The organism is Streptomyces sp. NPDC007162, assembly GCF_040634175.1.
In the GTDB taxonomy this organism is placed as follows: domain Bacteria; phylum Actinomycetota; class Actinomycetes; order Streptomycetales; family Streptomycetaceae; genus Streptomyces.
The window spans coordinates 18,431-31,917 of sequence record NZ_JBEYFC010000035.1; the positions used below are offsets into that span (position 1 = coordinate 18,431).

The 13,487-nt window shown below is 71.2% G+C and carries 15 protein-coding genes; 11 read left to right on the plus strand and 4 right to left on the minus strand.

All coding sequences use genetic code 11. The annotated features are described in order from the left end of the window. Nucleotides 1–87: 87 nt before the first annotated feature. Nucleotides 88–1,734, plus strand: coding sequence for an FUSC family protein (locus tag ABZ646_RS06685; RefSeq protein ID WP_360513645.1), 1,647 nt, complete (start codon nt 88–90; stop codon nt 1,732–1,734). Beyond that, a complete protein-coding gene (locus ABZ646_RS06690) occupies nt 1,731–2,351 on the plus strand; it encodes a MarR family transcriptional regulator (RefSeq protein WP_360513647.1) in 621 nt (206 codons plus the stop codon). Before ABZ646_RS06685 ends, ABZ646_RS06690 begins: the two co-directional genes overlap by 4 nt. Nucleotides 2,352–2,408: 57 nt before the next feature. On the opposite strand, the gene ABZ646_RS06695 is transcribed toward ABZ646_RS06690, so the two are convergent. Beyond that, nucleotides 2,409–2,801 carry a VOC family protein gene (locus ABZ646_RS06695; protein WP_360513649.1) on the minus strand — a complete coding sequence of 131 codons (393 nt, stop codon included), beginning with the start codon at nt 2,799–2,801 and terminating at the stop codon, nt 2,409–2,411. A gap of 117 nt (nt 2,802–2,918) precedes the next feature. Between ABZ646_RS06695 and ABZ646_RS06700 the strand changes: the two genes are divergently transcribed. Further along, the gene (locus ABZ646_RS06700) at nt 2,919–3,458 is read left to right on the plus strand and encodes a GNAT family N-acetyltransferase (protein ID WP_360513651.1); all 540 of its coding nucleotides are present in this window, start codon (nt 2,919–2,921) and stop codon (nt 3,456–3,458) included. A 27-nt stretch (nt 3,459–3,485) separates the two neighbouring features. Here ABZ646_RS06700 and ABZ646_RS06705 read toward each other — a convergent pair whose 3' ends face one another. After that, a complete protein-coding gene (locus ABZ646_RS06705; protein ID WP_360513653.1) occupies nt 3,486–4,169 on the minus strand; it encodes a glycerophosphodiester phosphodiesterase family protein in 684 nt (227 codons plus the stop codon). Between the two features lie 412 nt (nt 4,170–4,581). On the opposite strand from ABZ646_RS06705, the gene ABZ646_RS06710 reads away from it, so the two are divergent. From ABZ646_RS06710 to ABZ646_RS06725, 4 genes are all read left to right on the plus strand, one after another. Beyond that, nucleotides 4,582–5,979 (plus strand): DUF6421 family protein, encoded by a 1,398-nt coding sequence (locus tag ABZ646_RS06710; RefSeq protein ID WP_360513655.1) that lies wholly within the window; start codon nt 4,582–4,584, stop codon nt 5,977–5,979. Nucleotides 5,980–6,020: 41 nt separating this feature from the next. Further along, complete coding sequence (locus tag ABZ646_RS06715) at nt 6,021–6,767, plus strand: SDR family NAD(P)-dependent oxidoreductase (protein WP_360513672.1); 747 nt, start codon at nt 6,021–6,023, stop codon at nt 6,765–6,767. After that, entirely contained in the window at nt 6,764–7,837 is a 1,074-nt protein-coding gene (locus ABZ646_RS06720) for a low specificity L-threonine aldolase (RefSeq protein ID WP_360513657.1), read from the plus strand. The genes ABZ646_RS06715 and ABZ646_RS06720 overlap by 4 nt, the downstream gene beginning before the upstream one ends. A gap of 69 nt (nt 7,838–7,906) precedes the next feature. Next, nucleotides 7,907–8,500, plus strand: coding sequence for a transglutaminase family protein (locus ABZ646_RS06725; RefSeq protein WP_360513659.1), 594 nt, complete (start codon nt 7,907–7,909; stop codon nt 8,498–8,500). 314 nt (nt 8,501–8,814) lie between these two features. Here the strand turns inward: ABZ646_RS06725 and ABZ646_RS06730 are convergent, their stop codons facing one another. Further along, nucleotides 8,815–9,543, minus strand: coding sequence for a lysophospholipid acyltransferase family protein (locus ABZ646_RS06730; protein ID WP_360513661.1), 729 nt, complete (start codon nt 9,541–9,543; stop codon nt 8,815–8,817). Nucleotides 9,544–9,731: 188 nt separating this feature from the next. Further along, on the minus strand, nt 9,732–10,148 hold the full coding sequence (locus ABZ646_RS06735; RefSeq protein WP_360513663.1) for a DUF4395 domain-containing protein: 417 nt from the start codon (nt 10,146–10,148) through the stop codon (nt 9,732–9,734). A gap of 106 nt (nt 10,149–10,254) precedes the next feature. Here ABZ646_RS06735 and ABZ646_RS06740 point away from each other — a divergent pair, with 106 nt between their 5' ends. From ABZ646_RS06740 to ABZ646_RS06755, 4 genes are all read left to right on the plus strand, one after another. Continuing rightward, nucleotides 10,255–10,668, plus strand: a complete 414-nt coding sequence (locus ABZ646_RS06740; protein WP_360513674.1) for a thioredoxin family protein — start codon at nt 10,255–10,257, stop codon at nt 10,666–10,668. Between the two features lie 208 nt (nt 10,669–10,876). Next, complete coding sequence (locus ABZ646_RS06745) at nt 10,877–11,386, plus strand: flavin reductase family protein (protein WP_360513665.1); 510 nt, start codon at nt 10,877–10,879, stop codon at nt 11,384–11,386. Between the two features lie 217 nt (nt 11,387–11,603). Further along, nucleotides 11,604–12,392 carry an electron transfer flavoprotein subunit beta/FixA family protein gene (locus ABZ646_RS06750; RefSeq protein WP_360513666.1) on the plus strand — a complete coding sequence of 263 codons (789 nt, stop codon included), beginning with the start codon at nt 11,604–11,606 and terminating at the stop codon, nt 12,390–12,392. A gap of 52 nt (nt 12,393–12,444) precedes the next feature. Continuing rightward, a complete protein-coding gene (locus ABZ646_RS06755; protein ID WP_360513668.1) occupies nt 12,445–13,407 on the plus strand; it encodes an electron transfer flavoprotein subunit alpha/FixB family protein in 963 nt (320 codons plus the stop codon). Nucleotides 13,408–13,487 lie beyond the last annotated feature (80 nt).

Sequence of the window (13,487 nt, forward strand, 5' to 3'; positions counted from 1 at the left end):
TGTACACGGGGAGCGTTCGGCGGAGCGCAGCAGGTGAGCAGGGGTTCGAAAGTGCTTTACGAGTAAAACACATGCTAAATTGGTGGTATGAGCACCGCGACCCGTCCCCTTCCCCTCGCCGGAGTGCTGCGCCTCGGCCGGCCCTCCGACATCTGGTTCAAGCCCGCCTTCAGCGTGGTCGCCGCGGTCGCCCCGCCCAACCTGGCCCTGCTCGCCCTCGGCCGCCTCGACCTGGCGATGTACACGATGGCCGGATCGCTGTGCGCCCTCTACGGCCACAACCGCCCCTATCCCGCCCGCGCCCGCACGCTGGCCGGGGTGATCCTCGGGATGGTCGCCGGGCTGGCCCTGGCCCTCACCACCGCCTCGCTCACCACGAACGCGGTCGTCCTGGTCACCGTCGGTGCCCTCCTGGCCGCGGTGCAGAAGGCCCTCTGCGACGCCACCCGCGTCGGCCCGCCCGGGAACGTGGTCCTCACCTTCATCAGCTCCGCCTCGCTGTTCGCCCCGGGGACCCTCGGCCAGGTCCCCGGCCATGTCGCGCTGGCCCTGGCGACGGGCGCCTGGGCCTGGCTGGTCGGCATGGCACCCGGGCTGTTGCGCCCGCACGGTCCCGAGCGCCGGGCCACCGCCCACGCCCTCAACGCCACCGCCGCCTACGCCGACACGCGCGCAACCGCAGACGGCCACGCGAAGGCCGGTGCCGCCGCGGCAGCCGCCGTTCAGGCCGCCTGGCAGTCTCTGCTGGCCACCGGCGCCCGTACCGACCGCACCCGCCGAGCCCTCGAACACCTCGTCGTCCGCGCCGAGGTCGCCCTCGCCGCCCCCGCCGACGCCGACCCGGCGCCGCTGCGCGACTGGGCCCGCGCCCTGCGCGGCACCGGGCGCGTCCCCCGGGTGGCCGGGGCCGACGACGAACTCCTCGGCCTCGACGCCGAACTCGCCGCGCCACACCGCCCGTTGTGGCACCGACTGGGTCCGCTCGCCCCGCTCGCCGCCCGCACCGCGCTCGGCTGCGCCCTCGCCGGTTACGCCTCCCTGGCCCTCGGAGTCGGCCGCCCCTACTGGGCGCTGGTCACCGCCGCCTCCCTCTACCAGGCCAACGTCACCCTCACCTGGAGCCGGGGCGTCCAGCGTGTCGTCGGCAACGTCCTCGGCGTCCTCGTCTTCGCCGCCGTCGTACCGCTCGCCCATCTGCACCCGGCCGCCCTGGTGCTGTGCTGTCTCGCCTTCAACTTCGGTGCCGAGGCGCTGATCGGACGCAACTACTGGCTCGGCAGCGTCTGCGTCACCCCCATGGCCCTGCTCGTCACCGAGTTCGCCCGCACCCAGGACGCGGGACAGCTGATCACCGAACGGGTCGTAGACACCCTGGTCGGCGCGCTCGTCGGCTTCGGCACGGCGGTCGCCGTCACCAACCGCCGGGCCGGCGACCGCATGGAACACGCGCTGTCCGCCGTCGAACGGGCCCGGGAACAGGCCGCCCGCCTGCTCGCCGAGCCGCGGCCGGCACCCCGCGCCCTGGAAACCGCCCGGCGCACCCTGTCCGCCGCCCTCGCCGAACTGCGCGCCACGGCCGACGCCGCCTCCGGCGAGTGGTGGCAACGCGCGCTGCCCCAGGAGCGGGTCGTGCTCGCCGAACAGTCCGGACACCGTACGCTCGCCGCGACGGTACGACGCCAGGAACCGCACACCTGGGACGGCACGAGGACTACGGAGGACGTACGGCCATGACGGCGACCAACGGACGACCGGCGGCCGACAGCGCGACGGGGAGGGACGCGGCAGGGGGCGGGGCAGGGAGCGCGGTCGGCGAGGGCGCACGGGGCTCGGCCGGGATCGCGGGCCGGGACGACACCGTCGCCGCGGTCGTCCGGCAGTGGCGGTCCGTCCATCCCGACCTGGACACCGGGCCCATGGAGGTGATCGGCCGGATCAACCGCTGCGCCGCCCTCCTCCAGCAGGCCGAGGACGCCCCACTGCGCCGGGCGGGCCTCAGCCGCCCCGAGTTCGACCTGCTCGGCGCGTTGCGCCGCACCGGTCACGAGCTGACCCCGAGCGAACTCGCCAAGGAGACCTTCTCCTCCGGCGCCGCCGTCACCAAACGCCTCAAGCAGCTCACCGAGCGCGGCCTGGTCGAGCGGCGCGGCGACGCCCGGGACCGCCGGGTCGCCCACCTCCGGCTCACCGACGCGGGCCGTGCACTCGTCGACGGCGTCCTGCCCGAGCAGCTCGGCTACGAGACGGCCGTCCTGTCCGTGCTCGCCCCGCAGGGCCAGGGCGAACTCGCCGGACTGCTCGCCGAGTTGCTGGGCCGGCTGGAGGGCAGGATGGGCGCGCTGCGGGCCTGAGGCACCGGTGCGGCGGGCCCCTCGACGCTTGCTGTCGCCGTCGGGAAGACCCCGCGGTCAGATCCCCGGCCGGTAGCGCAGCGGGTGGTCGGCCGGTACCTCCACCAGCACGATCCTGATGCCGTCCGGGTCCGTGATCCACATCTCGACCAGGCCCCATGGCTCACGTACCGGCGGCCGTACGATCTCGACGCCCTTCGCCACCAGCTCCTCGTGCGCCGCCGCGGCGTCCGCGACCTGGAGCCACAACTGCACGGCCGGAGCGGCGGCGGCGTCCGAGCGCCCGGAGACCTCCAGGAATCCGCCGCCCAGGAAATAGACCGTGCCCCGCTCCGGTCCCGTGCCGAACTCGCGGTAGACGGGGAGGCCGAGCTGCTCGCCGTAGAAGGCACGGGAGCGCTCGGGGTCGGTGGGGTGGACCAGGGTACGGCTGCTGAGTACGTGCACCATGGGACCGGAGCGTAGTGCCGGGCTGCGGACGATCCCGGAAACCGGGAGCCGACCGGCGGCGTTAGGCTCGTCCCTGGCTCACCGCGCCCGAGATCGGAGAACCCGCCCATGGAGCCCATGGACAACGCCCCCGCCGTACTGGCCTTCCGCGCCGCCACCGACTCTGACGTGGACGTGCTGGTCGCGCTGATCGAGTCGGCCTACCGGGGTGACGCGAGCCGGGCCGGCTGGACCACCGAGGCGGACATCCTGGACGGGCAGCGGACCGACCCCGAGGGCGTCCTCCAGGTGATCAAGTCGCCGGACAGCGAACTGCTCACCGTCGAGCGGGACGGCCGGGTCGTCGCCTGTTGCCAGCTCGAACACCGCGGCACCCACGCCTACTTCGGTATGTTCGCGGTCAGCCCCGCCCTCCAGGGTGCCGGTCTCGGCAAGGCCGTCATCGCCGAGGCGGAGCGCCGGGCCCGGGAGGACTGGGGCGCCACGGAGATGCACATGACGGTGATCTCCGTCCGCGAGGACCTGATCGCCTGGTACGAGCGGCGCGGCTACCGCCGTACGGGAGAGATGACCCCGTTCCCGTACGGCGACGAGCGCTTCGGTGTCCCGCTGCGCGCCGATCTGCGGTTCGAGTTGCTGGTCAAGCCCCTGGTGTGACCCTCAGACCCGCAGGCGGTCGGACCCTCAGGCGGTGAAGCGGGCGGTGCGCTTGATCTCCGGGTAGTCGGTGGTCGCGCCGTCCAGCTGGAGGGCGCGGACCAGCCGCAGCTGGTCCTGGGTGTTCACCACCCAGCCGATCACCCGCAGGTCCGCCTTGCGGGCGTGCTCGACGACCTCCAGGGTCAGCCGCCGGATGTTGAGGCAGAGGGTGGCCGCCCCCGCCTCCCGGGCCCGCTCCACCACGTCGGTGCCGTACCGGCTGGCGATCAGCGCGGTCCGTACCCCCGGCACCAGTCTGGCGATCTCGGCGACGGCCTCGTCGTGGAACGAGGACACCTCCACCCGGGACACCAGGTCCCGCCGCTGCATGACCTCGGCCAGCGCGCGGGCCGCCGCGACGTCCTTGATCTCGGCCTGGAGCGGGGACTGCACCGCCTCCAGGACTTCCTCGAACACCGGCACCCGTTCGCCCCGGCCCGCGTCGAGGGCGCGCAGTTCCTCAAGGGTCTTCTCGGCGATCGGGCCGGCGCCGTCGGTCGTGCGGTCCACCTCGGCGTCGTGCATGACGACCAGGGCGCCGTCCTTGCTGAGGTGCAGATCGAGTTCGATCAGGTCGAGGCCGGCCTGCTGCGCGGCGACGAAGGAACGGAGGGTGTTCTCGGGCTCGACGCCCATGACTCCGCGATGACCGATGGTAAGGAAGTTCAAGATTCATCTCGCTTCCGTCGACGGCGGCGGTGGGGGTGCGCGCGGACCGTACGACGGGACGTCGCTGTCCACGCGGCTGGGCGCAGCCTAATGGCCGCCCGTCACGATGAACCCGTATGTACACGGGGGGATTGGAGCGCCGGGCGCGCGGTGTCTGGTCCGTGACCCCACTGGCGGTCACCCGGGGGTGGGCGCGTTGCCCCGTGCATTGACCGGCCGGATCCATGCGGTGCCCAGGAGCTGACGCACCCTCACCTGCCGTCGTGGATGTGACTGCATTCACGGTTTCGCACAGGAAAAAGCGCGGTGAAGGTGCGGTGGCGCAGGATAATTTCCCGAGGGCCCCCTTGCTGGGAGAAACCTCATATGCATACGGTGTCCTGACGGAAGCATCTCCCGTGGAGGATGGATCATGACGGAAGTTCTTGTGCAGGTGGGCTCGGAGGAGCAGGTTCCTCCCGTGACCAGGGTGGTCGAGCACCCGGCGTGGCCCGTGCTCAAGAATGCCGTGGAGCGGATCCGGCCATGGCAGTCCAAGGACGGGTCCATCGACTTCGACGCCGAGGGCGCGCCGGGGCGGATGGATGCCGGGCGGGCCGTGGACGTCGTGATCGACGCCGTCGAGGAGCTGTCGCCGCTGCTGCCGCACGACGCCGAGTACCACCGGGCCCTGGTCCGTGACCTCCGCGTCTGGGCCGACGGTGGTTTCCAGGTGCCCGACTTCCTGGACTCGCTGCTGGCCTTCCAGCCCGCCGCGGGCCGTGCGGACGGCCTCCAGCACCTGGTCGTCTTCCCGATGTACACGCAGAACGGCAACCCGGACCGCAACCTCGAGGCGGTCGTGCTGCGCATGGTCTGGCCGGACTGGCTGGCTGAGCTCGAGCGCACCCGCTACGACAACCCGCTGTTCTGCGGCATCAAGTTCGAGGACTTCACGGCCGGCTACGACACCAACTCCGCCGTCCTCTTCCCCGAGACCATCGCCGTGCGCGAGGCGCCGGAACGATTCTCCTGGGGTGGCATCTTCTGCGACCGCGAGGCCGCCCGGTTCCGCCGGGTCACCGACGCCGCCGTCGGCATCCTGGGCCTGAACCTGCCCGAGGACATCGCCGCCATGGTCCACGACCAGAAGCGCTGTGAGGAGGCCTTCGTGCTGTGGGACATGGTGCACGACCGCACCCACAGCCACGGAGACCTGCCGTTCGACCCGTTCATGATCAAGCAGCGCCAGCCGTTCTGGATGTACGGCCTGGAGGAGCTGCGCTGCGACCTCACCGCCTTCAAGGAGGCCGTCAAGCTGGCGGCCGACGGCGTCCCGCAGGCCCGTGACGTGCAGTACGCGGTGCTCTTCGACCGCATGTTCCGCTTCCCGGTCACCGGCGACCGGGTCCGCAACTACGACGGCCTCGGCGGCCAGCTGCTCTTCGCCTACCTGCACAAGCACGACGTGGTCCGCTGGACCGACAACAAGCTCGCCATCGACTGGGAGCGTGCCCCGCTCGTCACCAACGAGCTGTGCGCCGAGATCGAGAAGCTGTACAAGGACGGCATCGACCGTCCGAAGCTCGTCCACTGGTTCGCCGGCTACGAGCTCGTCGCCACCTACCTCGCTCCGCACCCGGGCTCCAAGTGGGCCAAGGGCCCCGAGGCCCTGGACCTGAGCCTGCCGCCCCGCAAGCTCGTGGACGACGTGCTTCCGGACGAGTTTCCGCTGAGCATGTTCTACGAGGCCCTGTCCAAGAAACTGAAGAACGTGATCGCCGAGACCAAGGGCATCACCGCGGACAGCGCCGAGCCGGTCGCCGCGTGAGCGAGCGGTCGCGGAACTCTGCTCAAGAGGGGAAGCACATGGTGGGCAACGGGTCTCTCAGTGGTGCGGTGATCGCGGTGGCGGGCGCGGGCGGCCCCGCGGGACGGGCGACGCTGCTGCGTCTGGCGGAGGCGGGTGCGACCGTCGTAGCGGCGGACAACGACCCGCAGCGGCTGTCGGAGGCCGTGGACGCGGCCCGGTACGCGTCCGGCGGCGCCAGCGTCATCGGGGACACGGTCGACCTGCTCGACCTCCAGTCCACCCGGGACTGGGCCACCCACGTCGAGAAGGACTTCGGCCGCGTCGACGGCCTCGTGCACCTGGTCGGCGGCTGGCGGGGCAGCGAGACCTTCACCAAGACCAGCCTGGACGACTGGGACTTCCTGGAGCTGCTGCTCGTCAAGACCGTCCAGCACACCTCCCTCGCCTTCCACGAGGCGCTGCAGCGCAGCGAGCGCGGCAGGTACGTCCTGATCAGCGCGGCCGCCGCGAGCAGGCCCACCGCGGGCAACGCCGCGTACGCCGCGGGCAAGGCCGCCGCCGAGGCGTGGACGCTCGCCCTGGCCGACTTCTTCCGCAAGGCCGGGGGGCCCGAGGGGCCGACCTCCGCCGCTGCCATCCTGGTGGTGAAGGCGTTGGTGCACGACGCGATGCGCGCCGAGCGGCCCAACGCGAAGTTCGCGGGCTTCACCGACGTCAAGGACCTGGCCGAGGCCATCGAGGGCGTCTGGAGCAAGTCCGCCGCCGAAGTGAACGGAAACCGTCTGTGGCTGACCGAGAAGCCGTGAACCCTCCGAAGACCGACGCGCGTCGCCACCACGACCCGCAGGTCCGCGGTTTCGCCAGTGACAACTACGCGGGTGCGCACCCCGAGGTGCTGGCCGCGATGGCACTCGCCAACGGCGGCCACCAGGTGGCGTACGGCGACGACGAGTACACCGAGAACCTCCAGCGGATCATCCGCAGCCACTTCGGGGCCACCGCCGAGGCCTTCCCGGTGTTCAACGGCACCGGGGCGAACGTCGTCGCGCTCCAGGCGGTCACCGACCGCTGGGGCGCGGTGATCTGCGCCGAGAGCGCGCACATCAACGTCGACGAGGGCGGCGCCCCCGAGCGCATGGGCGGCCTCAAACTGCTCACCGTGCCCACCCCGGACGGCAAGCTCACCCCGGAGCTCATCGACCGGCAGGCGTACGGCTGGGACGACGAGCACCGGGCGATGCCGCAGGCCGTGTCCATCACCCAGAGCACCGAGCTGGGCACCCTGTACACCCCGGACGAGATCCGCGCGATCTGCGAGCACGCCCACGCGCACGGCATGAAGGTGCACCTGGACGGCTCCCGGATAGCCAACGCGGCGGCCTCCCTGGACGTGCCGATGCGCACGTTCACCAACGCCGTCGGCGTGGACATCCTCTCCCTGGGCGGCACCAAGAACGGCGCCGTGTTCGGCGAGGCGGTGGTGGTGATCAACCAGGACGCGGTCAGCCACATGAAGCACCTGCGCAAGCTGTCCATGCAGCTCGCCTCGAAGATGCGCTTCGTGTCGGTGCAGCTGGAGGCGCTGCTCGCCAGGGACCTGTGGCTGCGCAACGCCCGGCACGCCAACGAGATGGCCCAGCGGCTCGCCGAGGGCGTCCGCGCCGTGCACGGCGTGGAGATCCTGTACCCGGTGCAGGCCAACGGAGTCTTCGCCCGGCTCCCGCACGACGTGAGCCTGCGCCTGCAGAAGCGGTTCCGGTTCTACTTCTGGGACGAGGCCGCCGGCGACGTGCGCTGGATGTGCGCCTTCGACACGACAGAGGACGACGTGGACGCGTTCGTGGCGGCGCTCAAGGAGGAGATGGCACGCCAGTAGATGCATAGATATGCGGTCACCTGAAAAGTCATTGACGTTCGGGTGATCGCGTTTCTATGCTGTGCGGCCATGGAGCCGATCCAGAACAACGCCGACCTGTCCGCATATCTGGGCGCCGACGAGGCGATCGATCACCACCATCCGGTGGTCCGCGAGGCGGCCGCGAGGCTGGCGGTCGAGGTGGTGGACTCGTATACCTATGCGCTGGCGGCGTACGAGTTCGTACGGGACGCGATCCCGCACTCCGCCGATTCCGGCGACCCCCGGGTCACCTGGCGCGCCTCGGACGTACTGGAGCGGCGCACGGGTGTCTGCTACGCCAAGGCCCATGCCCTCGCCGCGCTGCTGCGGGCCGAGGACATCCCCGCGGCCCTGTGCTACCAGCGGCTGGCGCACGACGACGGCGAAGGCTGGGCGGTGCACGGTCTGGTCGCCGTCCGCTTCAACGGCGCCTGGCACCGGCAGGACCCGCGCGGCAACAAGCCGGGCGTCGACGCCCGCTTCTCGCTCGACGGCGAGCGGCTGGCCTGGGCCCCCGACCGGGAGCGTGGCGAGGTGGACTATCCGCTCCTGTACGCCGAACCGCACCCGGCCGTGCTCGGCGCACTCAAAGCGGCACCCGACCGCGCATACCTCTGGAAGACGCTGCCCACCGCGCTCTGACGCGGGGCGGACGGCACCCGCGCCCAGGTGCCCGACGATGTGCCCGCACGGCCGGCCGGCCCGCCGCGGACGGCATGCGCCTGGAGCAGGCCGCGGGGCAGGAAGCTTGGTGACGACCGCGGGCGATGCCGAGCGACGCGCACTCGAGGGCTCCCGAACACCCGGACGCCGGCGGGACGGCGCGCCGCCAGGGTGCGCGCCGGCCTGCCGCCGTCGTCACACGTACAGAGACCCGTCGCATGCCGGGCTCACCGGCGGACGGTTCCGGGTGGGCCCTTGGCTACGGGATGCGGGCCGAGCCGGTGGGGCGGGGCTCAGATGGCCTCGGCTGCCTTCAGCTGCTCCGGGGTGGGGGCGGTGCCGCCCAGGTGGGCCGGGAGCCACCAGGTGTCCGTGGTGTCCTTCGGGCGGGCCGGGTAGGCGCGCTGGGCGGCGTCCAGCAGCTCCTGGACGCGACCGCGCAGCCGGCGGGTGATGGCGCCGGCGTACTGGTCACGGGGCGCCTCGACCGGCTCGCCGACGCGGATGGTGACGGGGAGGTGGTTGCGCTTGAAGTTGCGCGGCTGGCCCTTGGTCCAGATGCGCTGGGTGCCCCACAGTGCCATCGGCACGAGCGGGACCCCGGCCTCCTGGGCGAGGCGGGCGGCGCCCGACTTGAAGCTCTTCAGCGTGAAGGACTGGGAGATGGTCGCCTCCGGGAAGACCCCCACGATCTCACCGGACTTCAGCGAGTCGAGCGCGTGCTGGTACGCCGTCTCGCCCTGCGCGCGGTCCACCGGGATGTGTTTCATCCCGCGCATCAGCGGACCCGAGATGCGGTGCCGGAAGACCGACTCCTTCGCCATGAACCGCACCAGGCGCTTCTGCGGCAGCGCCGCCAGGCCGTCGAAGACGAAGTCGAGATAGCTGATGTGATTGCTCACCAGCACCGCACCGCCCGAGCGTGGGATGTTCTCCGAGCCCTGGCAGTCGATCTTCAGGTCCCAGACCTTGAACAGCGTCTTGGCGAAACCGATGACGGGACGGTAGACCAGCTCTGCCATGGGTGGGGCGGACCCTTTCTGCTCTGCCTGGGAAAGGGGCTCCCGGCGGTAAGTTACGCAGCCGTAGGTTTTACGGCGTCTCGCAGATCGTGCCCGAAGAACGGACGGGGAGCCAGCCCTGGTGCCGGGGAGCGGCGAGATCCTCGTCACGTTGGCCTAGTGATCCACCTCGTACTTTTAACTTTTCTTTACTCTGCGCGTACCGTCAGCCTCCGCATGAGCAGGAACATCTCGCATCCCAGGCAGTATCCGAACGCCGCGTTCAGGAAAGCCGCGGCGAGCGCGGCCCCGGTCGCCGCCGGCCCCAACCACTCGGGGCCGAGGGTGAATCCGACCAGACCCAGCCCGGCGAAGACCAGCCCCACCGCCTGCGCGAACCGCGGCGGCTCCGGCGCCTCGAACTCCGTCGGGGGAGCGATCCTGGGGCGTACGGCCGTCCGGAAGACCCAGCCGTACGGTGAGCGGCCCACCCCGCCGGCCGCGCCGAACGCGAACGCCAGCGTCTGCCAGGCCAGGATCCAGGGGCTGCGGGTGATCAGTGCGACGGCCAGCACGACCGTCGTCAGGGCCGCGCCGAACCGCGGCCCACGTGCGTCGATGTCCATGAACCAAGGATTCCGCCCCGGCGCCCGCGGTGGGGCCCGGGAATCTTTGCAATCGTGTGAACGCTGCTGCCGGTGACGAGCCGTCGCGTGCCAACCTGTGCGGATGGTGACCGGACTGGTGGTGTGCGTGGCGGTGCTCGCGGCGGCGAGCGTCTACGGAGTGCTGCACAAGCGGCGGAGCGGGAGGGTGCGGGTGCGCGGGCGGGACGAGGGAAAGCGGCTCGGAGCGGCCGAACTCGGCGGCGAACTGGGCGAGCGGGCCACGCTGGTGCAGTTCTCCAGCGCGTTCTGCGCCCCCTGCCGGGCCACCCGGCGGGTCCTGGACGAGGTCGCAGGGATGGTCCCCGGGGTGGCCCACGTCGAGATCGACGCGGAGGCGCATCTCGACCTCGTGCGCGAGCTGGAGATCCTCAAGACGCCCACCGTACTGGTGCTCGACGCGCAGGGGCGGGTGGTGCGCCGGGCCACTGGACAGCCCCGCAGGGCGGACGTCATCGCGGCGCTGGGAGAGGCGGTCTGACGGGCATGCCGATGACGGTGAGGCAGCTCCCATATACCGGAACGTACTTGACTGGGCGCACCACCTATCGTCAGCCTGACCGTATGCCTCAGGAACTCCTTCTCTTCGGACGGGTCCACGTGGACCTGGCACGCACCGCGAGCGCGCGCTGTCCGGGCTGTTGAGCAGCCCCGGCCCCGAAGACCGCCTCCCGCAGAAGGAAAACTCCATGACGGCCACGCCCGACCTCGGCACGCCCCAGCTCGCCTCTCCCGACCTGCTCCGCTCCGCCTTCCGGCGGCACGCGGCCGGCGTCGCGGTGATCACCGCACCCGGCGCCGACGGCCCGGTCGGCTTCACCGCGACCTCCCTGGTGTCCGTCTCCGCCGAGCCGCCGATGCTCTCCTTCGGCGTCGGCACGGGCGCCTCCAGCTGGCCCGCGATATCGACCGCCGAGCACATCGGCGTCCACATCCTCGGCGAGCACCAGGCGGAGCTCGCGGCCACCTTCGCGCGCAGCGGCGCCGACCGCTTCGGGGCGTCCACCGGCTGGCGGGAGGGGCACGCGGGTGTCCCGGTCCTCGACGATGTCCTGGTCTGGCTGGTGTGCCGGATCGTCGCCCGTGTCCCGGCCGGGGACCATCGCATCGTGGTGGCCGAGGTGGTTCTCGGTGATCCCTCCCGGGCCGGCCGACCGCTCCTCTACCACCAGGGCGGCTTCAGCGGTCTGCGGGATTGATCACCCGGCCCCGGCCTGCGAAGCCGTCGAGTTCCGGTTACGCTGCGTTGCGAAGGTCACAGTTCAAAGCGCTTGCTTAGCGGGAACGAACTAGGTGTACTGACGAGTAATATTTCGTTCGGAGCGCGCGGCCGCCCCGACCGGGATCGGCCGCTTCAGGAGCCTATGCTGCCTGCAAGAGGCAGCCCAGAAAAGACGATGCAGTAGGAGAGCCGGCGTGAGCCTGAGGATCGTTGTCACTGTGAAGTACGTGCCCGACGCCACTGGCGACCGGCACTTCGCCGATGACCTGACCGTCGACCGTGACGACGTGGACGGTCTGCTCTCCGAGCTGGACGAGTACGCGGTCGAACAGGCGCTGCAGATCTCGGAGAACTCGGACGACGACGTCGAGGTCACCGTCCTGACCGTGGGTCCGGAGGACGCCAAGGACGCGCTGCGCAAGGCGCTGTCGATGGGCGCGGACAAGGCGATCCACGTCGAGGACGACGACCTGCACGGAACCGACGCGATCGGCACCTCGCTGGTGCTGGCGAAGGCGATCGAGAAGGCCGGCTTCGACCTGGTGGTCTCCGGTATGGCCTCCACCGACGGCACGATGGGCGTCGTGCCGGCGCTGCTGGCCGAGCGCCTCGGCGTCCCGCAGGTCACCCTGCTCTCCGAGGTCTCGGTCGAGGACGGCACGGTCAAGGGCCGCCGGGACGGCGACGCCGCCTCCGAGCAGCTGGAGGCCTCCCTGCCGGCGGTCGTGTCGGTGACCGACCAGTCGGGTGAGGCGCGCTACCCGTCCTTCAAGGGCATCATGGCGGCCAAGAAGAAGCCGGTCGAGTCCTGGGACCTGTCCGACCTCGACATCGAGGCGGAGGAGGTCGGCCTGGAGGGCGCCTGGACCAAGGTCGAGGACGCCGCCGCGCGTCCGGCCCGTACCGCGGGCACGATCGTCAAGGACGAGGGCGAGGGCGGCAAGCAGCTCGCCGAGTTCCTCGCGGGCCAGAAGTTCATCTGAGCCCAGCCGTCGCTGACCGCCCCTCAACTTCGTTTCGCAGGAGAGCAATCCCATGGCTGAAGTCCTCGTCTACGTCGATCACGTGGACGGTGCCGTCCGCAAGCCCACCCTGGAGCTTCTGACCCTGGCCCGCCGTGTCGGCGAGCCCGTCGCGGTCGCGCTGGGCAACGGCGCCGCCGACACCGCCGCCGCGCTGGCCGAGCACGGCGCGACCCGCGTGCTGACCCACGAGGCGTCCGAGTACGCCGACTACCTGGTCGTGCCGAAGGTGGAAGCGCTGCAGGCCGCCGTCGCCGCCGTGTCCCCGGCCGCCGTGCTGGTCCCGTCCTCCGCCGAGGGCAAGGAGATCGCCGCGCGTCTGGCGCTGCGGATCGGTTCGGGCATCATCACCGACGCCGTCGACCTGGAGGCCGGCGACGAGGGTCCGGTGGCGACCCAGTCGGTGTTCGCCGCGTCCTTCACCACCAAGTCCCGCATCTCCAAGGGCACGCCGGTCATCACGGTCAAGCCCAACAGTGCCGCTGTCGAGGCCGCCCCGGCCGCCGGTACGGTCGAGGCCCTGGACGTGACGTTCTCGGACAAGGCGACCGGCACCAAGGTGACCGGCCGTACCCCGCGTGAGTCGACCGGGCGTCCGGAGCTGACCGAGGCCGCGATCGTGGTCTCCGGCGGCCGCGGCGTCAACGGCGCCGAGAACTTCGCGATCATCGAGGCCCTCGCCGACTCCCTCGGCGCGGCCGTCGGCGCCTCGCGCGCCGCCGTCGACGCCGGCTGGTACCCGCACACCAACCAGGTCGGCCAGACCGGCAAGTCGGTCTCCCCGCAGCTGTACATCGCCAACGGCATCTCCGGCGCCATCCAGCACCGCGCGGGCATGCAGACCTCCAAGACGATCGTGGCCGTCAACAAGGACGCCGAGGCCCCGATCTTCGAGCTGGTCGACTTCGGAGTGGTCGGCGACCTCTTCGACGTCGTCCCCCAGCTCACCGACGAGGTCAACACCCGCAAGGGCTGACCGCCGCCAGGCTGCCCGAGGCGATCCGGTAGAGCTTGTTGTCGCCGTGGTCGCGGCAGTAGGTGGCGTACTGGCGGGCC

Coding starts and splice junctions, on each gene's coding strand:
- ABZ646_RS06730 (WP_360513661.1), bottom strand. CDS start 9,543: ATGGCAGAGCTGGTCTACCGTCCCGTCATCGGTTTCGCCAAGACGCTG.
- ABZ646_RS06690 (WP_360513647.1), top strand. CDS start 1,731: ATGACGGCGACCAACGGACGACCGGCGGCCGACAGCGCGACGGGGAGG.
- ABZ646_RS06710 (WP_360513655.1), top strand. CDS start 4,582: ATGACGGAAGTTCTTGTGCAGGTGGGCTCGGAGGAGCAGGTTCCTCCC.
- ABZ646_RS06735 (WP_360513663.1), bottom strand. CDS start 10,148: ATGGACATCGACGCACGTGGGCCGCGGTTCGGCGCGGCCCTGACGACG.
- ABZ646_RS06700 (WP_360513651.1), top strand. CDS start 2,919: ATGGACAACGCCCCCGCCGTACTGGCCTTCCGCGCCGCCACCGACTCT.
- ABZ646_RS06745 (WP_360513665.1), top strand. CDS start 10,877: ATGACGGCCACGCCCGACCTCGGCACGCCCCAGCTCGCCTCTCCCGAC.
- ABZ646_RS06695 (WP_360513649.1), bottom strand. CDS start 2,801: ATGGTGCACGTACTCAGCAGCCGTACCCTGGTCCACCCCACCGACCCC.
- ABZ646_RS06685 (WP_360513645.1), top strand. CDS start 88: ATGAGCACCGCGACCCGTCCCCTTCCCCTCGCCGGAGTGCTGCGCCTC.
- ABZ646_RS06725 (WP_360513659.1), top strand. CDS start 7,907: ATGGAGCCGATCCAGAACAACGCCGACCTGTCCGCATATCTGGGCGCC.
- ABZ646_RS06755 (WP_360513668.1), top strand. CDS start 12,445: ATGGCTGAAGTCCTCGTCTACGTCGATCACGTGGACGGTGCCGTCCGC.